Below are 23859 nucleotides of genomic sequence, written 5' to 3'. Positions count from 1 at the left end.
TCAATGTCCAGTCAAGTAATCCACGGCGGCGCTCATGGTCACGACCATGGGCACGACGATCACCACCACGACTCGGGCCAGATGACCGTATTCGGTTTCTGGCTGTACCTGATGACCGACTGCATCCTGTTTGCGTCGCTCTTCGCCACCTATGCGGTGCTGTCCGGCAGTTTTGCCGGCGGCCCGTCGGGTCACGACATCTTCCAGCTCGACTTCGTAGCGGTTGAAACGCTGTTCCTGCTGCTGTCCTCGATCACCTTCGGCTTCGCCATGCTGAAGATGTTCGACGGCAAGAAAGCGGGCGTACTGGGCTGGTTGGCCGTGACCTTCCTGTTCGGTGCAGGCTTCATCGCGATGGAAATCTATGAATTCCATCACCTGATCGGCGAAGGCTTCGGCCCGAACCGCAGTGGCTTCCTGTCGGGCTTCTTCGCCCTGGTAGGTACCCACGGTCTGCACGTGACCGCCGGCCTGATCTGGATGGCAATCATGATGTACCAGATCAACAAGCACGGCATCACGCCGACCGCCAAGACCCGCATGAGCTGCCTGAGCCTGTTCTGGCACTTCCTGGACGTGGTCTGGATCTGCGTATTCACCGTCGTCTACCTGCTGGGAGTTCTGTAATGGCTAACGCACACGACACTCATCACGAAGGTAATCACGGCAGCGTGAAGTCGTACATGATCGGCTTCGTCCTGTCGATCATCCTGACCGCGATCCCGTTCGGCCTGGTGATGTACCCGAGCCTGCCGAAGAACCTGACCGTTCTGATCGTTGTTGCCATGGCCGTCATCCAGGTAGTTGTGCACCTCGTGTACTTCCTGCACATGGACCGCTCGAAAGAGCAACGCAACAACGTATCGACGTTCCTGTTCACCACCTTGGTGATCGCTCTGCTGGTCGGCCTGTCGCTGTGGATCATGTTCAGCATCCACTTCGAAATGTTGGCCAAGTGAGGTAAGACTGCATGTCCGTTAAGCACTTTATCCAAATCACCAAACCGGGGATCATTTTCGGTAACGTGCTTTCCGTGGCAGGCGGATTCTTCCTTGCCGCGAAGGGCCATGTGGATTTCGCCCTGTTCCTGGCAGTGGTGGTGGGTACTTCCCTGGTGGTGGCGTCCGGTTGCGTGTTCAACAACTGCATCGACCGCGACATCGACCAGAAGATGGAACGTACCAAGAACCGCGTCATGGTTCAGGGCGGCATGTCGCTGCCCCTCGCACTGATCTACGCCACCCTGCTCGGGGTGGCGGGCTTCAGCCTGCTGTATGTCCAGGCCAACCCGCTGTCGGCGTTCTGCGCAGCTATAGGCTTCATCGTCTACGTCGGTTTCTACAGCCTCTGGCTGAAGCGCAAATCGGTGCACGGCACCTTGGTCGGCAGCCTGTCCGGTGCCATGCCTCCGGTGATCGGCTACTGCGCCGTGAGCAACAGCTTCGACCTGGCTGCAGTGACGCTGCTGGTGATGTTCAGCCTGTGGCAGATGCCGCACAGCTTTGCCATCGCCATCTTCCGCTTCAAGGACTACAGCGCTGCCAACATTCCGGTCCTGCCGGTGGCGCGCGGTATCCTCGCGGCGAAAAAGCAGATCGTGCTGTACGTGCTGGCCTTCGTGCTCGCGACCTTGATGCTCACCCTCGGCGGTTACGCCGGCCTCGGCTACCTGGCCGTGGCAGCGGCCATGGGCCTGTACTGGCTGTACATGGCCTGGGGTGGCTACAAGGCCGAGGACGACAGCAAGTGGGCCCGCAAGGTGTTTGGCTTCTCGATCCTCACCGTCACCGCACTGAGCGTGATGATGTCGGTGGATAGCCAGACCGCTGCGGACGTGCTGATGACCTACGCTCGCTGATAGCTGCCTGCTGCAGAGAAAACCCCGGCCATGTGCTGGGGTTTTTTATCTTCGCGAGTTAGGGGGCTTTGGCCTTGGGGGCTGATCCGAGGGGTGTGGCGGCGCTACCGGCCCCTTCCGCCTTTACGGCGGGTCCCTTTTTTCTTGGAAAAAGGGACGCAAAACCGCTTGCTCCCACATACGGCCCCTACGCTGCGCTTCGGGGTTCCCTCGCTTCGGCGGCTTGCGGGCCCGCGCGGCCTACGACTTGCTCCGCAAGTCTACATCTCGCGCCTCCGGCTACGCCGGAGGGTGCTGCGCACCTGGCCCTCCAGCCGCCTACGCTCGGCCTCCTGAGGTCGCGGGTAGATCAAGAGCCACATCAAAAGCCAGATCAAGAGCCAGAGCAATGGCAGGCGAATCGCTGCGCTCTCGCGGTTTACCTATCGCTTTGTGTTGTAGCGGATAGCGCGGTGTCTCTTTCGAAGATAACGCCAGTGCAGGCGCCGCCGCTAACTTCGCGACGTCAGGAGGCCGAGCGTAGGCGCCTGTAGGGCCAGGTGCGCAGCACCCTTCGGCGTAGCCGAAGGCGCGAGATGTAGACTTGCGGAGCAAGTCGTAGGCCGCGCGGGCCCGGAAGGCGCCGTAGCGAGGGGACCCGTAGCGCAGCGGAGGGCCGGATGCAGGAGTGTACGGGTCACCCTCATGGGTTACACAAAAGTTCGTTCACATAGGTGACAACACCTGAAGTCTTACATAACCATCATCGGCTTCTCGCTCATCGACCCTGCCGAGAATGATTGGGCCGAAAATAACATCCCACACCCCATCCCCGACCCGCTCCAGCCCAATGGTCTGGTGCTTGAGCACATAACCTACATAGATCCTCAAACCCCGGCGGTTGACGATGCCACTACAATCAGCTTGCAGGCTCTCGATATGACTGGGGTAAGTCATTTCGGGTAGTTGCTCCGGAAACGGGCGTGGCGAAGGCTGATAACAGGACGCCGGCGTTTTCTGCTTCAGCGCTTCGTGCAATCGCTCGTAATTGTAGTGTTGCCGAAAGCGGTCGAAGTGCCGCTGTTGAGCCTCCCAAGCCACTGCAGGCGGGGATGGAAGCGTACTTTTGAGTGTCCGGTGCATACGCTCGTGCCGACCATTTTGCTCCGGCCTGCCAGGCGCAATACGTTCAGGAATGATGCCCAGGCGCAGCCACCAAATGGACAGCTGGGAGAGGCCTGCGCGTCCTTTACTCGCAAACGGCACGCCGTTATCGGTTCGGATACGTTCAGGTAGCCCGTTTTCGCGAAAGACCTCAGCGAACACAGCCTGTGTCTCCAGGAAGTTCGTGTTGGCCATGCTGTGGCACGCAAGCAAGAAGCGACTGGCGTGATCCATGATCGTCAACGGATAGCACCAGACCCCTGCTCCTGTCAGAAACTGGCCTTTGTAGTCCGCAGTGAATAGCTGATTGGGCGACTCCGCTTTCTCCAATGGCTTGGGATAGACCGCTACACGCTGACGCAGGCGTCGCGGTTTGATCAGCTCGGCCTTCTTGAGGATGTTGTAGATCGTGGTCTTGGAGGGAGGCGCCTGGTCGGGAAAACGCGCCTGCAATGCTGCCTGGATCTTCTTGGGTCCAGGCTCCGTCTGGCCTTGACCACGCAGCTCGATGATGGCCTCGCGAACGGCGACGGGTACAACCCAGTCTTGTGTCAGCCGGCGACGACTGCGCTCCTCCAGGCCCGCCGGGCCCTCTTTCTCGTACCGCTCGACCCATTTGTATCCGGTCTTTCGACTGATCTCGTAGGCCTCGCAGAGGGCGCTGAAGCTAGGCGGACCCTGCAGGTAATCCGCGATGAAAAGCGTTTTCATGTCCATAGGTTTCAGCTCTCGCCAAGGCATGGTCAGATCCTCGAAAAACCGACCCTGCCAGTTAAAAACTGTTACCTATGTGCGTGAACTGATTTGTAACCCATGTGGGTGAGTCATACCGGAGCGGGCGGTTTTGCGTCCCTTTTTCCAAGAAAAAAGGGACCCGCCGTAAAGGCGGAAGGGGCCAGTAGCGCCGCTACACAAATTGGACCGTTCCCAATCTCAATGCCAAGCCAAACCCGCTACTGAATACATGGATTCTGAATTTACACATCATTCATCTGAAAAGGTCTAACAAAACAGGAAATTAACCTTTACAGAAATCCTATTTCGGCATTATCTTCTGATCCAGGCCGCCACATCGGCCAACGTCGCTCGGACGGTTCCGGGCGCTTACGTCTCCAGAGGAAGCCATGGCCAACCCAGGTTCGCCGCGCCGCTTTGCGCGCATTGATCGTCTCCCCCCCTACGTCTTCAACATCACTGCCGAACTCAAGATGGCTGCCCGCCGCCGTGGCGAGGACATCATCGACCTGAGCATGGGCAACCCCGACGGCGCCACGCCGCCGCACATCGTCGAAAAGCTCGTGCAGGTTGCCCAGCGTGACGATACCCATGGCTACTCCACCTCCCGTGGCATCCCGCGCCTGCGCCGCGCCATCTCCAACTGGTACAAGGAGCGCTACGACGTCGCCATCGACCCGGAGAACGAAGCCATCGTCACCATCGGCTCGAAAGAGGGCCTGGCGCACCTGATGCTCGGCACCCTCGACCATGGCGACACCGTGCTGGTACCCAACCCGAGCTACCCCATCCACATCTACGGCGCGGTGATCGCCGGCGCTCAGGTGCGCTCGGTGCCCCTGGTGCCAGGCGTGGATTTCTTCAACGAGCTGGAGCGGGCCATCCGCGAGTCGATCCCCAAGCCGAAGATGATGATTCTGGGTTTCCCCTCCAATCCCACGGCGCAGTGCGTGGAGCTGGACTTCTTCGAGCGCGTGGTGGCCCTGGCCAAACAGTACGACGTGCTGGTAGTGCACGACCTGGCCTATGCCGACATCGTCTACGACGGCTGGAAGGCACCGTCGATCATGCAGGTGCCGGGCGCCAAGGACATCGCGGTGGAGTTCTTCACGCTGTCCAAGAGCTACAACATGGCGGGCTGGCGTATCGGCTTCATGGTTGGCAACCCCGAACTGGTGAGCGCCCTGGCGCGGATCAAGAGCTACCACGACTATGGCACCTTCACACCGCTGCAGGTCGCGGCCATCGCCGCCCTCGAAGGCGACCAGCAATGCGTGCGCGATATCGCCGAGCAATACCGCCAGCGCCGCAACCTGTTGGTCAAGGGCTTGCATGAGCTGGGTTGGATGGTCGAGAACCCCAAGGCGTCGATGTACGTCTGGGCGAAGATCCCGGAGCAATACGCGCACCTGGGTTCGCTGGAGTTTTCCAAGAAACTGCTGGCCGAGGCCAAGGTGTGCGTGTCTCCGGGTATCGGTTTCGGCGACTATGGCGATGACCATGTGCGCTTTGCCCTGATCGAAAACCAAGACCGCATTCGCCAGGCCATCCGCGGCATCCGACAGATGTTCCGCGCCGACGGACTAGCCCGCAAGTAACGCTTTCCCGAGCCCGCCTTGGCGGGTTCGGGCCAGCCGGATAAGCGGCGAACTATTTTTGCTTCACCCCCTTCTCAGCCGACCTGGCTTCGATTACAAATGGCGCGCGGGCCCAGCCCCGATAACAATAACCTTCCCTCCGTGCCATCATGTCCGAATACAACCCTTGCCTTGACTGCGGCGCCTGCTGCGGGTTTTTCCGTGTGTCCTTCTTTTGGGGTGAATGCCAGTCTGCCGGCGGCCTGGTGCCGGATGATCTGGTCGTGCAGATCAACCCAACCCGTGTCGCCATGATCGGCACCGACGCCAAGCCATGCCGCTGCGTGAGCCTGCAAGGCGAGATCGGCAAGGAGGTGGCGTGCAGTATCTACGCCAACCGATCCAGCCCTTGCCGCGAGTTCGAGGCATCGTGGGAAGGCGGGGTGCACAACCCCAGCTGCGACGCTGCGCGGGCCGCCTATGGCCTGCCGCCGCTGACCCCGCCTGGGGCCAACGAGCCGCATTGGCCGGATGACGGGGCCGAGGTGGCCTGATCCCAGCGCATCAAGGGCGAGCTGGCTCCTACAGGCGCAACGGCGTCTCGTGGGCGTCGGCTCGGTGGCGATCGGGTGCTACAAACCGCCACATGACGTTAAGATGTCATCTCCCCAGCCATGGACAGGAGATCCGGCGTGACCCCACCCCGCAGTTTCCCCAGTGACCTCTGCCTCGACAGCCCGCGCTTGCAGCTGCGCCCCATGCGCCACGCCGATGCCGCTCAATGGCTGACGATCATGGCCGACCCCGAGGTCATGCGTTACTGGCACCACGCCCCCTGGCAGGACCTGGCCGAGGCCCAGAGCGCCCTTGCCGCCGACCGCGAAGCCTATGCCAACGGTGACCAGCTCAAGCTCGGCATGTACCGCCGCGACAACGGCGAACTGATCGGCATGGTCCAGTTGTTCAATATCGATGACGTTTCCCGTCGTGGCGAGATCGGCTACTGCCTGGCCAGCGCCGTGCAGGGCAGGGGCTACATGGACGAAGCCCTGACCTGCTTCATCGACTACATCGCCCACACCCTGCACATGCGCCGCCTGGAAGGCGAAATAGACCCGCGCAACCAAGGCTCGGCGCGTACCCTCGAGCGCCAGGGCTTCGTCCTCGAAGGCACTCTGCGGGCGCGTTGGTGCGTGGCCGGCGAGCTGTCCGACTCGGGAATCTACGGGCTGTTGCTCGAACCGCCTGTCGCCTGACGAGGTCGTACTGTATGGTCGGCAGTTTCACGACCTGTCGCGGAGCAATCGTTTGCCAGCCTTCTACATCGCCATAAGCCTTGCCCTGTACCTGCTCAGCCTGGCGTTCGACGGCGCGCTGATGGGCGCCGGGCGGCACATGCCAGCCTTGCAGATGTTGCTGTATGGGCCCTGGGGCGTACCATTCGGGCTGTTTCAGTGGTTCGCCAACCCCTTGCTGGCGCTGGCGATCCTCGCCCATCGACGCTTTCGGCGTCTGGCCCTGGTGCTGGGCCTGGCAGCCTTGTACCTGGCGGCGACCAGCCTCGGCATCGAGCGCCTGCCCGACAACCGGAGCTACGAGTTCCACGACCTGACCGGCTTTGGCGCCGGTTTCTACCTGTGGTTGCTGGCGATCCTGGGGTTCTGCCTCGGCCAGGCCTGGCAGTGCTGGAAGGCACGCCGCGCCGACGACGTGCCGGGCTGGCACTGGCTCGACGTGGTGCTGATCGCGGCGCTCGCGGTCACCCTGTATGCCGCCACGCAGATGCCTGCGTTGCGCTTCGAGCCGGGCAAGGTACTGATGCCGCCGGAGCAACCGCAGACGCTGTAGACGTTCACCAGGAGGGATGCTCGATGAACAAGCGATACCTGATCGGACTTGCGCTGGCTTGCCTGGCGCCACTGGCCATGGCCGAGGACAACTCGTCGGCCTATACCGCGTGCATGGACAAGGCTTCCAGTACCGTGGCCATGAGCAGTTGCATCCAGGCCGAAACCAAGCTGCAGGATGAGCGGCTCAACCGTGTGTACAAGCAGCTGGCGACCCAGCTCGATACCGGCCCGAAGAAGAGTCTGCGGGATGTGCAGCGGCAATGGATCGCCTATCGCGACGCCAACTGCAAGTTCCATGTGCAGGCCAGCGAGGGGACCATGGCCCAGCTGGAGGGCGGCATGTGCATGCTGGACATGACCCGTGAGCGCGGGGCGGAGCTTGAGCGGGTGCTGAGCCCTGGGCAGTGATGGCGCCCGCGAGTGCCCTATCGCCGGCAAGTCGACTCCTACACCAGAACCCTTGCACCTGTAGGAGCCGGCTTGCCGGCGATGGGCTGCAAAGCAGCCCTGCTAGTTGGACCTGGGTGCGCGCAAGGCGCGGGCCTTGAGGTACTCGCGCACCTCGACACCATCGCCGGCGAACTCGATGCGCTCGGCCTTGGCCTCGCGCTGATAGGCGTACATCGGGTCGTAGTATTCCTTCAGCAAGCCTTCGATCCAGCCCCGGTGCAGGTCCACCGCACCACTGCGCTGCTGCTCCTCCAAGGCCTGGCCGAGGATCTCGGACAATCGCTGGAAGCGCTCGCCGCCCAGGCGCTTGTGGATGTTGTTCATGCTCTGCAGCATGCGCTCGGCGAACAGCCGACGGCCATCCTCCTCGCCGTGCACAGCGATGAATTCAGCGCAGAGATTGATCACATAGTCGCGCAGGATGCGTTCGACCCGGTTCTCGAAACTGTCCTCCAGCCACACCAGCGGGTACTGCTGCATACCTTGGTACAGCTCCAGCGGCAGCGAACAGCTTCCGACGATGCGACCCTCGTCTTCGAGCACGAACTGCTCGATGCCGCGGGCGCGTTTCTTCAGCACGTCGATGGCCAGCTTGTTCTCGAAGTCGATCTGCGACGGCTGTGCGGTGGCGCGCTTGCCGAAGCTCGAACCACGGTGGTTGGCGTGGCCCTCGAGGTCCAGTACGTTGCTCAGCTCGTGCAGCACATCGGTCTTGCCGGTGCCGGTCAAGCCGCCGACCAGGACGAAATCGCATTGCTCCACGGCTTGCTGGGTGGTTTCCAGCAGGAAGGTGCGCAGCGCCTTGTAGCCCCCCTTGATGCGCGGGTAATCGATGCCGGCTTCATCGCGCAGCCATTGCTGCACGATCAACGAACGCAGGCCGCCGCGAAAGCAGTACAGGTAGCCATCGGGATGCGCCTTGGCGAAGCTGGCCCAGGCATGCAGCCGCTCGCGCTTGGTGGCGCCGCTGACCAGCTGGTGGCCGAGGGTGATGGCGGCGGCCTGGCCCTGCTGCTTGTAGCAGGTGCCGACCTTCTGCCGTTCGTGGTCGGTCATCAGCGGCAGGTTGACGACACCGGGGAAGGCGCCCTTGGCGAATTCGATCGGTGCGCGCATGTCCATCATCGGCGCGTCGTCGAGGAACAGTTGACGGAAATCGGTGCAGTCAGGGCGCATCAGTTCACCTCGACTGCGTGGCTCTGTCGCTCGACCAACTGGCCGATCGGCGAGAGTTGCAGACCCAATTCGGCGGCCACGGCAAGAAACTGGGCCTCGCCCTCGGGCGTCACGGCCACCAGCAGGCCACCGCTGGTCTGTGGATCGCACAGCAGGTGCTTCTGCTCCTCGCTCAGGGCGCCGAGCTTGTGCCCATAGCTGTCGAAGTTGCGCAGGGTGCCGCCGGGGATGCAGCCTTCTGCCAGGTAGTGATCGACGCTCGGCAGGCGGGGCACCGCGGCATAGTCCAGCACGGCGGTCAGGCCGCTGCCTTCGGCCAGTTCGACCAGGTGGCCAAGCAGGCCGAAGCCGGTCACGTCGGTCATCGCCTTGACCCCGTCGAGTTTGCCGAAGCGGCTGCCGGGGGTGTTGAGCGTGCACATCCAGTCACGCGCCAGGCCCTGGTCCTGTTCGCGCAGCTTGGCCTTCTTCTCGGCGGTGGTGAGAATGCCGATGCCCAGCGGCTTGGTCAGGAACAGGCGGCAGCCGGCAGTGGCGGTGTCGTTGCGCTTGAGGTGGCGCTTGCTGACCACGCCCGTCACGGCCAGGCCGAAGATCGGCTCGGGAGCATCGATCGAGTGGCCGCCGGCCAACGGGATGCCGGCTTCGGCGCACACGGCGCGACCGCCCCGGATCACTTCGCGAGCGACTTCCGGCGCCAGCACGTTGACCGGCCAGCCGAGGATGGCGATGGCCATCAGCGGATCGCCACCCATGGCGTAGATGTCGCTGATGGCATTGGTGGCGGCGATACGGCCGAAGTCGTACGGGTCATCGACGATCGGCATGAAGAAATCGGTGGTCGAGACCACTCCACGCTCGTCGTCCAGGGCATACACCGCAGCGTCGTCGCGCGAGGCATTGCCTACCCATAGCTTCGGGTCCAGGGCCTGGACGCCGCTTTCGGCGAGGATCACGTCCAGTACCTTGGGGGAGATCTTGCAGCCACAACCGGCACCGTGGCTGTACTGGGTCAGGCGAATCGGCTCGCTCATACGTACCTCAAGGGGGTAATTGATTGCGCGATTGTAGCAAAGCTGGCCTTTGCGCCCGTGCCTCTTATAATTCCCAGCGTCGGCACGTCGCCGGCACTTTCCCCGCTATTGAACCGGAGAACCTCCATGCTCAAACGCCCTTTGGCGCTCGCCGCCGGCCTCGTGCTGTCCTGCTGTGCCGTTGTCGCCCAGGCCGCCGACACCCTGCGTGTCAGTGCCATTCCCGACGAAGCGCCGACGGAACTGCTGCGCAAGTTCAAGCCGCTGGGCGAGTACCTGTCCAAGCAACTGGGCATGGAGGTGAAGTTCGTCCCCGTGGCCGACTATCCGGCGGTGGTCGAGTCGTTGGCCAGCAATCGCCTGGACATGGCCTGGCTGGGGGGCTTCACCTTCGTCCAGGTGCACTTGAAGGACCCTACCGCCACGCCGCTGGTGCAGCGTGAACAGGACGCGCAGTTCACCTCCAAGTTCATCACTGCCAACCCGGACGTCAAAAGCCTGGCCGACCTCAAGGGCAAGTCGTTCGCCTTCGGCTCGATCTCGTCCACGTCCGGTAGCCTGATGCCGCGCTACTTCATGCTCAAGGAAAACGACATCAAGCCGGAAACCTATTTCAGCCGCGTGGCCTATTCCGGTGCCCACGACGCGACGGTGGCCTGGGTCCAGGCTGGCAAGGTCGATGGCGGCGTGCTCAACGCCAGCGTATGGCAGAAGCTGGTCGATGCCGGTAAGGTCGATACCAGCAAGGTCAAGGTGTTCGCCACCACGCCGACCTACTTCGACTACAACTGGACCGTGCGCGGCAATATGGACCCGGCACTCAAAGAGAAGATCAAGCAGGCCTTCCTCCAACTCGACCCGGCCAATCCGGAGCACAAGGCGATCCTCGACCTGCAGGCGGCCAGCCGCTTCATCGAGACCAAGCCGGAGAACTACGTGGGTACCGAGCAAGCGGCACGCGAGGCCGGCCTGCTCAAGTGACTATCCATGTACAAGGCGCCGGCCTGCGCCATGGCCAGGTCCGCGCGCTCGATGACGTGAGCCTGCGCATCGAACAGGGCGAACGCGTGGCGATCATCGGCCCCTCCGGGGCCGGCAAGTCCAGCCTGCTGCACCTGATGGCCACTGCTGTGCAGCCTGGCAGCGGGCGTCTTGAACTGTTCGGTGAGCGACCCTGGACGTTGTCGGCCGGGGCCAGGCAACGCCTGCGTGCCCGTATTGGCCTGGTGCACCAGGCGCCGCCGCTGCCACCGCGCCAGCGGGTGGTGACGGCGGTGCTGGCCGGGCGCCTCGGGCAGTGGGGCCTGGCGCGCGGGTTGCTCAACCTGGTGTATCCGACCGACGTGCCTGGCGTGCGTCAGGTATTGGCCGAGCTGGGCCTGGCCGACAAACTGTTCGTGCAGTGCGGGCAGTTGTCCGGTGGGCAGTTGCAGCGCGTCGGCATCGCCCGGGCGCTGTATCAACGCCCCGAGATCCTGCTGACCGACGAGCCGGTGTCGGCCATGGACCCGGTCCTCGCCGACCACAGCCTGGCGCTGCTCAACCGCCATGCCCAGGCCAATGGCGTGACCCTGGTGGCCAGCCTGCACGCGGTCGACCTGGCGCTGGCGCACTTCCCGCGAGTGATCGGCATCCGCGAGGGCAGGGTGGCCTTCGACTGCCCGGCCGAAGCGGTGACCGAGCCCTTGCTCGATGCGTTGTACGCCAATGAGCAACTGGCCTCGCCACAAGTCCAGGGGCCGACCCTGAACGTGCAGATTCCGCGATGCTGAAAACCGACACCCGCGATCCGGCGGCGTTGCCGCGTCTGCTGATGACCCTGCTGGCCCTGGCCCTGTTGTGGCCCGGGCTGCACTTGAGCGAGTTGAACCCAGGGGTGTTGTTGCAGGCGGAAAACCGTCAGCAGATCGCCAGCTTCACCCGCGCCTTCTGGCCACCGGCACACGATGCCGAGTTCCTCGAGCTGCTGTACCAGTCGACTTTGCAGACGTTGGCCGTGGCCACCGCCGGCATGGCCCTGGCGCTGCTGTTGGCGATTCCCACCAGCTTGTTGGCCAGCCGTGCGCTGTCGCTGCGCGCGGCCTCGCGAGGCGGGCGGGCCGGGCTGTGGTCACGGCTGTTGCGCTTGCCGGTGCGCGGCTTGCTGATCTTTCTGCGCAGCGTGCCGGAGATTGTCTGGGCGCTGCTGTTCGTGCGTGCGGTGGGCCTCGGGCCGACCGCTGGCGTGCTGGCCATCGCCATCACCTACAGCGGCATGCTGGGCAAGGTCTACGCCGAAATCTTCGAGTCGGTCGACCAGCGTCCGGCGCATGCCTTGCTGCAGGCCGGCAGTGGCCGGTTGACGGCATTCTTCTATGGCATCCTGCCCAGCGCTGCGGCGGAGTTGGTGTCGTACACGGTCTACCGCTGGGAATGCGCGGTGCGCGCCTCGGTGGTGATGGGCTTCGTCGGCGCCGGTGGCCTGGGGCAGCAGATCGACCTGTCGATGCGCATGTTCGCCGGCGGTGAAGTGGCGAGCATGCTCCTGGCCTTCCTCGGCCTGGTGCTCCTGGCCGACTTGCTCAGCCGCTTGCTGCGCGGGAGGCTGGCATGAATCGGGTGATCAACCTGTTGCTGATCGCGGGCATCGTCGCGGCGGTGGTGGCTTCGTTCGGCTACCTGGAGTTGGACCTGCACGCCCTGGTCGGCAATGGCGGTCTGGGGCAGATGGGCGAATATGCGGGGCGTTTCCTGCATCCTGACCTGTCTGCCGAGCACCTGCGCGCGGTGGGTCGGGGCGCCCTGGAAACCCTGGCCATGTCGGGGTTGGGGACGTTGTTGGCGATGGTGCTGGGGATGCTGCTCGCGCTGCCGGCGGCGGGGCGCTTCGGCTGGCCGTTGCAATCGGTGGCACGCCTGCTGCTCAACGCCTTGCGTGCCATCCCCGAACTGGTCTGGGCGGCGCTGACGGTGCTGGCTGCCGGGCTCGGCCCGAATGCCGGTACCCTGGCCCTGGCGCTGCATACGGCGGGCGTGCTGGGGCGCTTGTTCGCCGAGGCACTGGAGAATGCGCCAGCCGAGCCAGCGGCGGCCATTCGCCTGCAAGGGGGCGGGCAGGTGACGGCGTTCTGTTTCGGCACCTTGCCCAACCTCTGGCCGCAACTGCTGGCGTACAGCCTGTACCGTTGGGAGAACAACATCCGCATGGCCAGCGTGCTTGGCTTCGTCGGTGCCGGCGGGTTGGGCCAGATGCTCTACACCACCCTGAGCCTGTTCCAGGAGGCCCAGGCCAGCACGGTGATCCTCGCCATGCTGGTGCTGGTATTGCTGGTGGATGCGTTCAGCGATGTATTGCGCCAGCGCTATGTTCGGGCCTGAGCGCTAGCGGCCCTTCACTGCACCAACTCACCGCATTGCGCCTCGCGCTGCATCGACTCCAGGTTGCGCTCGATGGTTTCGCAGATGGTGTCCATCTGGATCTGATGCTCACTGAAGCGAAACGGGCTTTGCAGGTCGGTGCCGATGCGCTCGATCGCCAGCAGCATGAAGCCGACCACGGTCGAGGCCAGCGGGGTGAACCAGCCGAGCGACTCGACCAGCCCCACCGGCACGATCAGGCAGAACAGCGTGATGAACAGCCGTGGGAAATAGACATAGGGGTAGGGCAGTGGCGTGTTGGCGATGCGCTCCATGCCGCCCTGGGCATTGGACAGGTCGACCAGGGTCGACTCCAGCCGCGCCAGGCGGATGCTGTCCAGACGCCCGGCCTGGTACTCCCGCGCCAGCAGCGCGGCGGAGCCGCCGAGGATGTCGTTGGCGAAATTGTTCGACTTGTTGCGGCGCTCGAATTCGGCCGGTGGGATGAAGGCCATCAGTTCGTCGGGGCACGCGCCGCCCTTGAGGTGCGCCGCCAGGCAGTTCACATAGGCGATATGCCGGCGCAGCAAGGTGGCCTTGACCGGATTCAGCCCCTCGTCGGGGTCATCGATCAGCGTCAGCGTCTGCCGGGCGAAGCTGCGCGAACTGTTCACCAGCGCGCCCCACAACGTGCGCGCCTCCCACCAGCGGTTGTAGGCGCTGCTGTTGCGAAAACTCACCAGCACCACCAGCGCCGAGCCGAGCAGGGTCAGCGGGATCAGCGGCAGGGTGAATTCGCTGTTGAAGAACAGCATGAAATCGATGGTGACCAGCACGTCCCAGGCCAGCAGCCATAAGAGCGACCAGCCGATGTAGCCGAAGGTCTTCACCATCAGGCGGTACTTGCGGGCGATGATCTCTTTCACACGGGCTACCTCGAAAAGCGTGGGATGAAGAATCCGACGTCGAGGGTGGGGGAAGGTTCGCTGGAGGGGTGTTGCAAGAGGTGTTGGTGGGTATGTGCGGGGGATTTTTCTGACGTTAGTACAAGAGGCCGCTGAGTTTTTCACGCGCCAGCGTTTGCCAGAGTGGAGCACATCCATTCTTGTAAATATGTATCCAATAGGATACTGTGGAGCATCGTGTGAATCATGCTATAGCGCAGACTAGAAGCTTTTCCCGTTGGTGGATGAGTTTGAAAGACACCAAAGCGAAGGTTGCAATCGGTCGCAGGATCGAGCGTATACAAAGCGGAAATCTTGGCGATTACAAGGCGCTTGGCGGAGGGCTTGGTGAGTTGCGGATCGATCTTGGTGCTGGTTACCGAGTCTATTTTGTCCGCAGGGGAGAGACACTGATTTTCCTTCTTGCAGGGGGCGACAAGTCCTCCCAAACCAACGATATAGCGAAAGCCAGAAAACTGATAAGGGAGCTGAAATGAGCGTGGAATTGATCCCCTTCGACATGGCCGCTGTGCTCGACAGCGATGAAGCGATCAGCGAATACCTCAGCCAGGTGCTAGCCGACGGTGATACCGATGAAATCATACGCGCGCTAGGCCATATCGCCAGGGCGCGTGGCATGGGCCAGATTGCGGCGCACAGCGGTTTGGGGCGAGAGAGTTTGTACAAAGCTCTTAGCCCGGGCGCAAAACCTCGATTCGATACCGTCCTCAAAGTCATTCGTGCTTTGGGGATCGATCTTTTTGCCCAACCTCATCCTGCCTCACGCTGAATGCGTGACCGAGGGTAACGGGTATCATCGTTCATGCGTTATTTCGTCTACCCGGTTTGTAGGCGGATTCGCAGTGCTGGCACAATGCCTTTAACGCCGAACCGAAGGGCACTTTTCTGCCCGCCAACCTGTCCGGTGAATTTCAAAGGACCGTTTTTTCGGTGATCCCGCCATGAACGAGCGCAGGGGCAAGGGCCTTTCTTTCGCCAAGCGTATGTACGTCCCCCGTGCCATCGGCACGGGCCTGGGCTTTTTCTGCGTGCTGATCGGCATCGCCCCGATGGCACCGGGGTGGTGGATCTGGGCTTTGTTGCTGGGCCATGGCTTCGTCTGGCCGCACCTGGCTTATCAATTGGCGCGCCGTTCACGCCACCCCTTTCGCGCCGAGCAGCGCAACCTGATCTTCGACGGCTTTGCCGGTGGCTGCTGGGCCGGGGTGATGGGCCTGAACCCATTGCCGAGCGTGATCATCCTGTCGATGATCGCCATGGACAAGATCGCTGCCGGCGGCTGGCACATGTTGGTCAAGACCCTGCTGGCCCAGGCGTTGGGCATCGGGGTTGGGTTGTGGCTGTATGCTCCGCCGCTGTTCCCGCAGACCAGCCAGGCGCAGATGCTCGCCTGCCTGCCGATCTTGCTGATCTACCCGATGGCCATCGGCATGATCTGCTACCAGGTCACCGTGCAGTTGACCCAGCACAAACGCGCCCTGGCGCGCCTGAGCGAAACCGACAGCCTCACCGGCCTGCGCAACCACGGTGCCTGGCAAGGCATGCTGATCCGGGAGTTCCAGCGTTGCCAGGGCAACGACGCCAGCTGCCACCTTGCACTGATCGACGTCGACCACTTCAAGCGGATCAATGACCGCCATGGCCATCTGGTCGGCGACGACATCCTGCGCACCATCAGCGCCAAGCTGTCGCTGCACTTGCGCAAGCGTGATCCCGCGGCGCGCTACGGTGGGGATGAATTCTGCGTTCTGTTGCCCGATACCACCGCCGAGCAGGCTGTCGAAATCCTCGAGCGCCTGCGCCAGTCCATCGAGGCCTACCACGACCCGGCGTTGCCACAGCTGTCGTTGAGCCTGAGCATCGGCGTGGCACCCTACGCCGATCGGTTCGCCAACGCCGAAGCCTGGCTGCACGCGGCGGACATGGCGCTGTATGCGGCCAAGAGTGCCGGGCGCAACCGTATCATGCTGGCCGACGAGGCTGGGCAGGCCGAGCATTCGGCCTGAGCGTCAGGGCTTGCTTGCTACCGTGATGAAGCCTTGAACCGCAGCGGGCGCGCGGGGCTTGGCCTTGTTCGCCATCTGGTACTGGTAGCGACGCCATTCCTTGTCGATTTCGGCATATGACATGAACACGCTGATGCGCTCCCGGCCTGCCAGGTCGGGACGCTTTTGCGCATCGATTTCGCGGGTGGGAATGAACGCGACATTGATGCCCACCACCTTGCCGTCGTCGGCGAACACCGGGCCGCCGGACATGCCCTTGGCCATCGGGCCGTCATGTACCGAGTAGAAGACGCTACCCGGCGTACCTTGCAGGCGCACCAGCGAGGGCAGGGTGTGGCCCTTGCCCTGCACCGGCATCATCAGGCTGTTGAAGCCCACCGCAGTGACCTGTTCGCCAGGAACGTACTGGCGCCACTCCGGCACCGTGCTCGCCTTGTGCTTGAAGAACACCAGGTCACCGAGGCCCTCGTGCACCACGCCCCGCAAAAACGGCGTGTGCTTGGCGGTAACGGCGTATTCAGCATTCCACTGGATGGCGGTGGCCATCAGCAGCATTGGCAAGGGGGGGCCTGAGGTGACTACGAAAGCCTGGTCATAGACGGGATCGGAAACGTATGTCGTGGGCAATCCATTGCACCCACTGAGCAGCATCATGGCTGCCAGGCAGGGCAGGGTAGGTTTCATAATGGCGGCGGTGATAGTTGGTTGGAGATAGCACTATCGTATGCTGCCAATATGACATCAATACTTTGATGATATATCCGACGTATGGCCGCTGTGCTGGGTTGCTTCCTGTGTCGGCCGGCTTTCCCGAAACATGAGCGCAAGCTTGCTACGGGGAGCCAGGCCGACCCTCAAGCGTCAGAAGCTGATGATGCTGTAGGCAAACTCGTTGGGCTTATGAGCGATGCCATTGAGCGAGGTCTGCACCTGGACCTGATCGTCATCGTGCACCAGCAGCAATTGGTTGGGACCAAGGGTGGTCACGCCTTCGGGCTTGTTGGCGAAGCGCAGTGGCGCACCGTCGGCGCCCTTGACCAGCCTTGGCTTGCCTGGCTTTCCGTCGGTCCATGGCACCTCCCATAGATAGCCGCCAATGCCCTGGTCGTCCTCCATGCTGGTCACCGCGTAGAAGCGGTCGTTGCTGAAGCTGTCGAAGACCAGGCCCGACAGCCCGAGCAGGCGGGATTCGTCAGGAACGCGTGGCGTGATGTCGAGGATCTTGCGGAAGGTGCCGGTGAGTTCCATGACCTCATGGTTGAGGTTGAAGGGGGCGGCTATGAGCATGAACGAATGGACGGAGTCACGCGAGCTGTTGCCATGCTTGCGGATGCCGAGCACCAATTGGTTTCCGGGGGCGACCGCAAGGGACTCAACCTTGAAGTAGCCTGAGCCGATCGCCTCGCTTAACGGTTTGCGCAGACTGATCGAGCTGGTGATGCCGCTACGGCTGGTCGGTTCGAGCACCTTTGCAGCATGCGCAGCGTTCGCAGGCCAGTAGACGATGGCGTTCAGCTTGTCGTCCTTGGGGTCGTTCTTGGTACCGCTGCGGATGAACGCCGTGCTGGCGATGATGTAGCGCCCATCCGGGGTCGAGGTCAGCGCTTCGTACTTGTCGGCGCCGTCGATGGCTGGGCTTTTCAGGTAGGTAGGCGGGGTGTCGCCGATCCTGCCGTCTGCCAACGGCAAGCTGAAGATCGCCGAACTCCCCTCGCCGGGAATGGGCTTGTCGTTGGCGAATACCAACGTCTCGGCGCTGCGCACGACTCCGGACACCTGGCATAGCGCCGCGCTGCCGCCCGGGGGCAGGTGCGCGGGGTCCATGCATTGCGCGACATGGTGGGTGACCGAGCGCGCCGGCCGCTCGGGGCCGGCGGCGGATGCGCCATGGCTTGCAAGGCTGAGCAAGAGCGCTGTCGTTGTTGTGGTGCGCGCGAACATTGGAACATTTCCTTTGGCGGGAGGTCAGTCCGAGCCTAAAAGGCGTTCCGCTTCCAAGGATACTGGCAGTTTTACCAGGTGCGCCGTGGCAAGGGGTGTGGTTAGGTGGAGCTGGCGGTGCCCCTGATCGCCGGCAAGCCGGCTCCTACGACTACGCCACCGCTCCAGGGTGAGTGGGGTATTCGTAGGAGCCGGCTTGCCGGCGATCAGGGGCGGCGCAGCTGTTAGTGCGAGTGCCGTGGCATCCCGCCTTCACGGGCGATCACGCGCATGTGCAGGGTCGCAGGCTCCAGGCACCCGCCGGTGGACAATTGCCCCACCAACTGACGATAGAGCTCTTGCCAAGGCGTCTGCGAAGCCGGGATGTTCGGCTTCCAGGCGGCGCGACGACGCGCCATTTCCTCGTCGTCCACCAACAGGTCGACACGCCGCTGGTTGAGGTCGACGCGCAGGATGTCGTTGGTCTGCAACAGCGCAAGGCCACCGCCAACCGCCGCTTCCGGTGACATGTTGAGGATCGACGGGCTGGCCGAGGTACCGCTCTGGCGGCCGTCACCCAGGCAGGGCAACGAGTCGATGCCTTTCTTGATCAGTGCCGCCGGTGGCGCCATGTTGACCACCTCGGCGCTGCCCGGATAACCCACGGTACCGGCACCGCGGATCACCAGGATGCACCGTTCGTCGATGTCCAGCGCTGGGTCGTCGATTCGCGCGTGGTAGTCCTCCGGGCCTTCGAACACGATCGCCCGTGCCTCGAAACTGTTCTCCTTGCCCGGTTCGGCCAGGTAGGTCTTGCGGAAGGCCTCGCCGACTACCGACATCTTCATGATCGCGCTGTCGAAGAAGTTGCCGCTGAGCACGATGAAGCCGGCGCTGTGCTTGAGGGGCTGGTCGAAGGGCAGGATCACGTCACGGTTGCTGGTGACGGTATCGCTGACCACTTCGCCGATGCTCTTGCCGCTGACCGTGGCGCACGCCTCGTGCAGGCGTCCGGCCTTGCGCAGCTCGTGCATCACCGCAGGCACCCCGCCGGCGCGGTGGAAGCCCTCGCCCAGGTACTTGCCTGCCGGCATGCAGTTGACCAGCAGCGGCACGTCCTCGCCGATGCGCTGCCAGTCGTCCAGCGACAGCTCGATGCCCATGTGCCGGGCGATGGCGATCAGGTGTGGCGGGCAGTTGCTCGAGGCGCCCAGGGCCGAAGCCACGGCGATGGCGTTCTCGAATGCCTCGCGGGTCATGATCGACGAGGGGCGCACGTCCTGCATCACCAGCTCGCAGATCCGTCGCCCGGTGGCGTAGGCCATTTGCCCACGTTCACGATAGGGCGCGGGGATGCTGGCGCAGCCTGGCAGCGACATGCCCAGTGCCTCGGCCAGGGCGTTCATCGACAGCGCCGTACCCATGGTGTTGCAGTGGCCCACCGACGGCGACGCGGCGGTGGTCATCTCCATGAAGCCCTCGTAGTCGATCTCGCCAGCGGCCATCAGGTTGCGCGCATGCCACAGCACCGTGCCCGAGCCGATCAGCTGGCCCTTGTGATGGCCGTCGAGCATCGGCCCGCCGGACAGCACGATAGCTGGCAGGTCGGTGGTCGCGGCCGCCATCAGGCAGGCGGGGGTGGTCTTGTCGCAACCGGTGGTCAGCACCACGCCGTCCAGCGGGTAGCCGTGGAGGATTTCCACCAGGCCCAGGTAGGCCAGGTTGCGGTCCAGCGCGGCGGTAGGGCGGCGGCTCTGTTCGGCGATCGGGTGGACCGGGAACTCCATGGGGATGCCGCCGGCATCGCGGATGCCGGCCTTGACCCGCTGGGCCAGCTCGATGTGGTGGCGGTTGCAGGGCGTCAGGTCGCTGCCGGTCTGGGCGATGCCGATGATCGGCCGCCCGGACTGCAGTTCGTCGCGGGTCAGGCCGTAGTTCATGTAGCGCTCGACGTACAGCGCGGTCATGTCGGCGTGGCTTGGGTCGTCGAACCATTGCTGGCTGCGCAGCGGGCGTTTCAGGGTATCGGTCATGTCGTTCTCTCTTGTAATTCATTCACGCCGGTCAGCGTTGCAGCACAGCGTTGCCTGCGCGGCTGTGCTCAGGTGTTGCGCCGCTTCCCACCGCGTCGTCCAGCGCGGTCAGGTCACGGCCACGGGTTTCGGTCGACAGGCAGGTGCCGATCAGGGTCAGGCCGCACAAGGCCAGGGTGTACAGCGCCAGCACCCAGTAGGCGCCGCCGGCCAGGCCGACCAGGAAGATACCCAGGATCGGCGCCAGGCCGCCGGACAGCATGGCGCCCAGTTCCCGCGCCAGGGCTACTCCGGAGTAGCGGTAGCGGTTGCCGAATAGCTCGGTGAAGTGCGCGCACTGGGCGCCGAGCATGCTGTTGGCGGCCAGGGCGAAGCCGCCGACCACGGCGATGCACACCAGGGTCGAGTCGCCGCTGTCGATCATCCACCACGACGGGAAGGCCCACAATGCACCGAACAGGGCGCCGCCACGGTATACCGCCAGGCGCCCGAAGCGATCGGAGAGGGCACCGAACAAAGGCGTGGTCAGGACGCTGAGGATGCTGGCGGCCAGCACGGCATTGGTCCCGATGCTGGCCAGGCTGGCACCGTCCTGGCCCAGGTGGCGGCTGGCGAAGCCGGTCAGGAAGGCGATGGACACCGTGGCGTAGAGGGTCGAACAGCCGGTTTCGGCCATGCGCATCAAGGTTGTCGCCGCCAGGGGCCGGCGGGCATTGCGCAGCACGGCACGCATGGGCGATTCGATCACCTGCTGGCTCTGGCTCAACTGCTGGAACACCGGGCTTTCCTTGAGTTTCAGGCGGATCCACACGGCCATGAAGATCAGCACCACGCTGGCCAGGAACGGCACCCGCCAGCCCCAATCGAGCAGTTGCTCCTGGGTCAGCGAGGTCTGCATCACGCGGAAGGTGATGGTGGCCAGGGCGAGGCCGCTGAACACCCCGATGAAGGGCAGCGCGGCATAGAAGCCTCGTCGCTCACGGGGCGCCAGTTCAGCCATCAGGGTTGCGGCGCCAGTCTGTTCGGCTCCGGCGCCAAAGCCCTGCAGCAGGCGCAGCAGCACCAGCAGCACGGCCCCGGTGGCACCGGTCGGCAGCAGGCCGATCAGGGTGGTGGCGGTACCCATCAGGGCGATGGTCAGCAACAGCACCAACTTGCGGCCCTTGCGGTCGCCGAGCGAGCCGAAGAACAGCCCGCCGAACGGCCGCGCCAGGAACCCCGCGCCATAGGTGGCGAAACTGGCCAGCAGCGCGCCGGTGGTGCCCAGGGACGGGAAGAAGATATGGCCGAAGACCAGCGCCGAGGCCAGCCCATAGATGGCGAAATCGTAGTACTCCAGGGCACTGCCGATGGCGCCGGTATAGATGGCCCGGCGCAGTTGGCGTGGGTCGGGGACGGTGTCTGGGGTTTGGGTCTGCATGTTCTGCCTCGCTTCTTGTTGTTATGGATGCGGCGGTGCCCAGTGCATTCAGGGTTGCAGCAAACCTCGGGCGGCCAGGTTGCGCATCAGCGCGGACAAGCCGAAGGTCCAGGGGGCGGCCTGGTCACTGGTGGTGACCTGATTGCGCAGTTGGCCCAGTAGCGGGCTGGCGATGCGCACGCTGTCACCGGGTTTGTGGGTGAAGCCGGCCCCTGGCTGGTCGCGGTCTTCGGTAGGGGCGAACAGGGTACCCAGGAACAGCAGGAAACCGTCGGGGTACTGGTGGTTCTCATTCAGGGTCTGCCGGACCAGATCCTCGGGGTCGCGGCTGATCTGGTCCATCGAGCTGCTGCCGACCAGGCGGTAACCGTCGCTGCCCTGGACTTCCAGATCGACCACGCAACGGCGTACCGCGTCCAGGTCGAAGGTCTCGTCGAACAGGCGAATGAACGGACCAATGGCGCAGGACGCGTTGTTGTCCTTGGCCTTGCTCAGGAGCAGGGCGCTGCGCCCCTCGAAGTCGCGCAGGTTGACGTCGTTGCCCAGGGTCGCGCCATGGATGCGACCGCGGCTGTCGACCGCCAGCACCACCTCGGGTTCGGGGTTGTTCCACGCCGAGTGCGGGTGCACGCCGATGGCGCTGCCGCTGCCGACCGCTGCCAGTACCGGGGCCTTGGTGAATACCTCGGCATCGGGGCCGATGCCCACCTCCAGGTATTGCGACCACATGCCCTGTTCGATCAGCAGCGTCTTCAGCGCCATGGCCTGTTGCGAACCGGGGCGCACCGCACGCAGGTTATCGCCGATCACCGAACGCACCGTGGCGCGCACGGCCTCGGCCTTGCTGGCATCGCCACCGGCCTGCTCTTCGATCACCCGCTCGATCATGCTGGCGGCGAAGGTCACGCCCGCGGCCTTGATCACCTGCAGATCGACCGGCGCGAGCAGATAGGGCTGGCTGGCGTCGAAGGCCGCACCGCTGTTACCCAGCAATGCCTCGACGCTGCCCAGGAAGCGGCCGGGGGTGGTGCGCACAGCCTGCAGCGGGTTTTCGCTTTCGAGCAACTGGCTGAGGGTGGCGAAGCGTTCGGACAGGTCGAACACGCCGTCGGCGCGCAGGGTGATCAACGATGGGCCGCCAGGCTCGCCGGGGTCCAGGCGCGGCCGATCAGGGTGCCGGTCAGGCCGTCCTCGGGCAGGGTGTTGGCGGGAGTGAGCGTCATCGGCATGGCATCAAAGTCTCTTGGATCTGGAAAGCTGCACGCTAGGCAAGCCACGCGATAAACTCCAATGGCATCTTTTCACTATTCGATAACATCAGGTTATTGCACCAAAGGTGGATTCCATGTCGGACCTGTCCTTCTCCCACGTCTGCAACTGGCTCAAGTTTCGTCACCTGCTGCTTATCGACACGCTCGGGCGCACCCACAACATGCACCTGGCCGCGCAGCAGATGAACCTCAGCCAGCCGGCGATCAGCAAGATGCTCAAGGAGATCGAGAACCTGCTCGGCTTCGCCCTGTTCGAACGCCTGCCGCGCAGCATGCCGCCGACCGCGCTGGGCGAGCAGGTGGTGCGCTACGCCCAGGTCGCGCTCAACGATGCGCGCAACTTCGTCGACCAGATCGACAGCCTGCGCCAGGGGGGCCATGGACATTTGAAGGTGGGCGGCATCTTCGCCGCCACCGCGGTGGCGCTGCCGGATGCGATCGTCGAGATCAAGCAGCGCAAGCCCTTGTTGTCGATCGAGGTGGTGGAGCAGACCAGCGACCACCTGATGGCCATGCTCGAAGACAAGAACCTGCACCTGGCCGTGGCCCGCTTTACCGATGTCTCGCAGCACCAGCGCTTCGATTTCCAGCCGCTGGCGCCGGAGCCGTTCTGCTTTGTGGTCAACGACCAGCATCCGTTGAGCGCCGTGGGGCCTGTGACCCTGCCACAGTTGCTCGAGTGGCCATGGATTCTCTATCCCAAGGGCACGCCGATTCGCGGGCGCATGGAGCGGGCCTTCGCCGAGGCAGGCGTGGCGGTGCCGCGCAACACCATCGATACCATTTCCATGCAGACCTTCCTCAAGGTGCTGTTGGGCGGGCCGATGATCGGCATGCTGCCCCAGGCGATGGTCGAGCCTCACCTGGCCAGTGGCGTATTGGTCAACCTCGACACGCCCCTGCACCTGACACCCCAGGATTACGGGATCCTCACTCGCAAAGGCGAGCCCTTGAGCGGCGCGGCGTTGGAGTTTGCCGAGATCCTCGTGGCCAACGCACGGCGAACGCAAGGTGACTGATAACAAAGCGTTATCGGATGATCCCTAAAAGCCATTGGGCAAGAATCGCAGAGCCGCCTAGATTAG

24 protein-coding genes and 1 pseudogene are annotated in these 23859 nt (G+C 63.6%); 16 read left to right on the top strand and 9 right to left on the bottom strand.

What is annotated here, in order from left to right:
* The first annotated feature begins 3 nt into the window (after nt 1-3).
* Genes cyoC through cyoE form a run of 3 tightly spaced genes read left to right on the top strand, consistent with a single transcriptional unit; the run spans nt 4 to nt 1858 of the window.
* Entirely contained in the window at nt 4-627 is a 624-nt protein-coding gene (gene cyoC, locus E6B08_RS25920; RefSeq protein ID WP_133332081.1) for a cytochrome o ubiquinol oxidase subunit III, read from the top strand.
* Entirely contained in the window at nt 627-959 is a 333-nt protein-coding gene (cyoD, locus tag E6B08_RS25915; protein ID WP_133332080.1) for a cytochrome o ubiquinol oxidase subunit IV, read from the top strand. Before cyoC ends, cyoD begins: the two co-directional genes overlap by 1 nt.
* An 11-nt stretch (nt 960-970) precedes the next feature.
* Nucleotides 971-1858, top strand: a complete 888-nt coding sequence (cyoE, locus tag E6B08_RS25910; RefSeq protein WP_136916576.1) for a heme o synthase — start codon at nt 971-973, stop codon at nt 1856-1858.
* Nucleotides 1859-2563: 705 nt separating this feature from the next.
* Here the strand turns inward: cyoE and E6B08_RS25905 are convergent.
* Nucleotides 2564-3742 (bottom strand): integrase core domain-containing protein, encoded by a 1179-nt coding sequence (locus tag E6B08_RS25905; protein WP_136913586.1) that lies wholly within the window; start codon nt 3740-3742, stop codon nt 2564-2566.
* 383 nt (nt 3743-4125) lie between these two features.
* Between E6B08_RS25905 and alaC the strand changes: the two genes are divergently transcribed.
* The 5 genes from alaC (at nt 4126) to E6B08_RS25880 (ending at nt 7571) form a co-directional block, all read left to right on the top strand.
* Entirely contained in the window at nt 4126-5334 is a 1209-nt protein-coding gene (gene alaC, locus E6B08_RS25900) for an alanine transaminase (protein ID WP_136916575.1), read from the top strand.
* A 149-nt stretch (nt 5335-5483) separates the two neighbouring features.
* The gene (locus E6B08_RS25895) at nt 5484-5867 is read left to right on the top strand and encodes a YkgJ family cysteine cluster protein (protein ID WP_136916574.1); all 384 of its coding nucleotides are present in this window, start codon (nt 5484-5486) and stop codon (nt 5865-5867) included.
* 138 nt (nt 5868-6005) lie between these two features.
* On the top strand, nt 6006-6569 hold the full coding sequence (locus E6B08_RS25890; protein WP_136916573.1) for a GNAT family N-acetyltransferase: 564 nt from the start codon (nt 6006-6008) through the stop codon (nt 6567-6569).
* 52 nt (nt 6570-6621) lie between these two features.
* Nucleotides 6622-7161: a hypothetical protein gene (locus E6B08_RS25885; protein ID WP_136916572.1), complete on the top strand. Its 540-nt coding sequence runs from the start codon at nt 6622-6624 to the stop codon at nt 7159-7161.
* Between the two features lie 23 nt (nt 7162-7184).
* Nucleotides 7185-7571 (top strand): lysozyme inhibitor LprI family protein, encoded by a 387-nt coding sequence (locus E6B08_RS25880; RefSeq protein WP_136916571.1) that lies wholly within the window; start codon nt 7185-7187, stop codon nt 7569-7571.
* A gap of 102 nt (nt 7572-7673) precedes the next feature.
* Here E6B08_RS25880 and mnmH read toward each other — a convergent pair whose 3' ends face one another.
* On the bottom strand, nt 7674-8789 hold the full coding sequence (gene mnmH / locus E6B08_RS25875; protein WP_136916570.1) for a tRNA 2-selenouridine(34) synthase MnmH: 1116 nt from the start codon (nt 8787-8789) through the stop codon (nt 7674-7676).
* Nucleotides 8789-9823, bottom strand: coding sequence for a selenide, water dikinase SelD (gene selD / locus E6B08_RS25870; RefSeq protein ID WP_136916569.1), 1035 nt, complete (start codon nt 9821-9823; stop codon nt 8789-8791). Before selD ends, mnmH begins: the two co-directional genes overlap by 1 nt.
* A 126-nt stretch (nt 9824-9949) precedes the next feature.
* Here selD and E6B08_RS25865 point away from each other — a divergent pair, with 126 nt between their 5' ends.
* The 4 genes from E6B08_RS25865 to phnE are packed head-to-tail and all read left to right on the top strand — an operon-like array spanning nt 9950 to nt 13180.
* Entirely contained in the window at nt 9950-10804 is an 855-nt protein-coding gene (locus tag E6B08_RS25865; RefSeq protein WP_136916568.1) for a putative selenate ABC transporter substrate-binding protein, read from the top strand.
* Complete coding sequence (locus E6B08_RS25860; protein ID WP_136916567.1) at nt 10801-11595, top strand: phosphonate ABC transporter ATP-binding protein; 795 nt, start codon at nt 10801-10803, stop codon at nt 11593-11595. Before E6B08_RS25865 ends, E6B08_RS25860 begins: the two co-directional genes overlap by 4 nt.
* Entirely contained in the window at nt 11589-12416 is an 828-nt protein-coding gene (locus tag E6B08_RS25855) for a PhnE/PtxC family ABC transporter permease (RefSeq protein WP_136916566.1), read from the top strand. The genes E6B08_RS25860 and E6B08_RS25855 overlap by 7 nt, the downstream gene beginning before the upstream one ends.
* Nucleotides 12413-13180 carry a phosphonate ABC transporter, permease protein PhnE gene (gene phnE / locus E6B08_RS25850; protein ID WP_136916565.1) on the top strand — a complete coding sequence of 256 codons (768 nt, stop codon included), beginning with the start codon at nt 12413-12415 and terminating at the stop codon, nt 13178-13180. Before E6B08_RS25855 ends, phnE begins: the two co-directional genes overlap by 4 nt.
* Before the next feature lie 14 nt (nt 13181-13194).
* Here phnE and E6B08_RS25845 read toward each other — a convergent pair whose 3' ends face one another.
* On the bottom strand, nt 13195-14085 hold the full coding sequence (locus tag E6B08_RS25845; RefSeq protein ID WP_136916564.1) for a bestrophin family protein: 891 nt from the start codon (nt 14083-14085) through the stop codon (nt 13195-13197).
* Between the two features lie 218 nt (nt 14086-14303).
* On the opposite strand from E6B08_RS25845, the gene E6B08_RS25840 reads away from it, so the two are divergent.
* From E6B08_RS25840 to E6B08_RS25830, 3 genes are all read left to right on the top strand, one after another.
* Nucleotides 14304-14600: a type II toxin-antitoxin system RelE/ParE family toxin gene (locus tag E6B08_RS25840; protein ID WP_136916563.1), complete on the top strand. Its 297-nt coding sequence runs from the start codon at nt 14304-14306 to the stop codon at nt 14598-14600.
* On the top strand, nt 14597-14893 hold the full coding sequence (locus E6B08_RS25835; protein WP_136916562.1) for an addiction module antidote protein: 297 nt from the start codon (nt 14597-14599) through the stop codon (nt 14891-14893). Before E6B08_RS25840 ends, E6B08_RS25835 begins: the two co-directional genes overlap by 4 nt.
* A gap of 172 nt (nt 14894-15065) precedes the next feature.
* Nucleotides 15066-16130, top strand: coding sequence for a diguanylate cyclase (locus tag E6B08_RS25830; RefSeq protein ID WP_136916561.1), 1065 nt, complete (start codon nt 15066-15068; stop codon nt 16128-16130).
* 3 nt (nt 16131-16133) lie between these two features.
* Here the strand turns inward: E6B08_RS25830 and E6B08_RS25825 are convergent, their stop codons facing one another.
* The 5 genes and pseudogenes from E6B08_RS25825 to E6B08_RS25805 form a co-directional block, all read right to left on the bottom strand.
* Complete coding sequence (locus E6B08_RS25825; protein ID WP_136917491.1) at nt 16134-16781, bottom strand: trypsin-like peptidase domain-containing protein; 648 nt, start codon at nt 16779-16781, stop codon at nt 16134-16136.
* Between the two features lie 210 nt (nt 16782-16991).
* A complete protein-coding gene (locus E6B08_RS25820) occupies nt 16992-18038 on the bottom strand; it encodes a hypothetical protein (RefSeq protein ID WP_136916560.1) in 1047 nt (348 codons plus the stop codon).
* A gap of 257 nt (nt 18039-18295) precedes the next feature.
* On the bottom strand, nt 18296-20083 hold the full coding sequence (locus tag E6B08_RS25815; protein WP_136916559.1) for an IlvD/Edd family dehydratase: 1788 nt from the start codon (nt 20081-20083) through the stop codon (nt 18296-18298).
* A 31-nt stretch (nt 20084-20114) separates the two neighbouring features.
* Nucleotides 20115-21503, bottom strand: coding sequence for an MFS transporter (locus E6B08_RS25810; RefSeq protein WP_136916558.1), 1389 nt, complete (start codon nt 21501-21503; stop codon nt 20115-20117).
* A 48-nt stretch (nt 21504-21551) separates the two neighbouring features.
* Nucleotides 21552-22732, bottom strand: a pseudogene (locus tag E6B08_RS25805) (fumarylacetoacetate hydrolase family protein).
* Nucleotides 22733-22848: 116 nt separating this feature from the next.
* On the opposite strand from E6B08_RS25805, the gene E6B08_RS25800 reads away from it, so the two are divergent.
* A complete protein-coding gene (locus tag E6B08_RS25800; protein WP_136916557.1) occupies nt 22849-23793 on the top strand; it encodes a LysR family transcriptional regulator in 945 nt (314 codons plus the stop codon).
* Nucleotides 23794-23859: the final 66 nt, after the last annotated feature.

It is taken from the genome of Pseudomonas putida (genome assembly GCF_005080685.1).
Taxonomy (GTDB): Bacteria; Pseudomonadota; Gammaproteobacteria; order Pseudomonadales; family Pseudomonadaceae; genus Aquipseudomonas; species Aquipseudomonas putida_V.
This window is presented reverse-complemented; position numbering and strand designations above follow the sequence as displayed.

Excerpts from the sequence above, each read along its gene's own strand:
- E6B08_RS25865 (WP_136916568.1), top strand. The coding sequence starts at position 9,950 with ATGCTCAAACGCCCTTTGGCGCTCGCCGCCGGCCTCGTGCTGTCCTGC.
- E6B08_RS25895 (WP_136916574.1), top strand. The coding sequence starts at position 5,484 with ATGTCCGAATACAACCCTTGCCTTGACTGCGGCGCCTGCTGCGGGTTT.
- E6B08_RS25905 (WP_136913586.1), bottom strand. The coding sequence starts at position 3,742 with ATGCCTTGGCGAGAGCTGAAACCTATGGACATGAAAACGCTTTTCATC.
- cyoD (WP_133332080.1), top strand. The coding sequence starts at position 627 with ATGGCTAACGCACACGACACTCATCACGAAGGTAATCACGGCAGCGTG.
- E6B08_RS25825 (WP_136917491.1), bottom strand. The coding sequence starts at position 16,781 with ATGCTGCTCAGTGGGTGCAATGGATTGCCCACGACATACGTTTCCGAT.
- alaC (WP_136916575.1), top strand. The coding sequence starts at position 4,126 with ATGGCCAACCCAGGTTCGCCGCGCCGCTTTGCGCGCATTGATCGTCTC.
- E6B08_RS25810 (WP_136916558.1), bottom strand. The coding sequence starts at position 21,503 with ATGCAGACCCAAACCCCAGACACCGTCCCCGACCCACGCCAACTGCGC.
- E6B08_RS25835 (WP_136916562.1), top strand. The coding sequence starts at position 14,597 with ATGAGCGTGGAATTGATCCCCTTCGACATGGCCGCTGTGCTCGACAGC.
- E6B08_RS25880 (WP_136916571.1), top strand. The coding sequence starts at position 7,185 with ATGAACAAGCGATACCTGATCGGACTTGCGCTGGCTTGCCTGGCGCCA.
- mnmH (WP_136916570.1), bottom strand. The coding sequence starts at position 8,789 with ATGCGCCCTGACTGCACCGATTTCCGTCAACTGTTCCTCGACGACGCG.
- E6B08_RS25800 (WP_136916557.1), top strand. The coding sequence starts at position 22,849 with ATGTCGGACCTGTCCTTCTCCCACGTCTGCAACTGGCTCAAGTTTCGT.
- phnE (WP_136916565.1), top strand. The coding sequence starts at position 12,413 with ATGAATCGGGTGATCAACCTGTTGCTGATCGCGGGCATCGTCGCGGCG.
- E6B08_RS25815 (WP_136916559.1), bottom strand. The coding sequence starts at position 20,083 with ATGACCGATACCCTGAAACGCCCGCTGCGCAGCCAGCAATGGTTCGAC.
- E6B08_RS25830 (WP_136916561.1), top strand. The coding sequence starts at position 15,066 with ATGAACGAGCGCAGGGGCAAGGGCCTTTCTTTCGCCAAGCGTATGTAC.
- selD (WP_136916569.1), bottom strand. The coding sequence starts at position 9,823 with ATGAGCGAGCCGATTCGCCTGACCCAGTACAGCCACGGTGCCGGTTGT.
- cyoE (WP_136916576.1), top strand. The coding sequence starts at position 971 with ATGTCCGTTAAGCACTTTATCCAAATCACCAAACCGGGGATCATTTTC.
- E6B08_RS25855 (WP_136916566.1), top strand. The coding sequence starts at position 11,589 with ATGCTGAAAACCGACACCCGCGATCCGGCGGCGTTGCCGCGTCTGCTG.
- cyoC (WP_133332081.1), top strand. The coding sequence starts at position 4 with ATGTCCAGTCAAGTAATCCACGGCGGCGCTCATGGTCACGACCATGGG.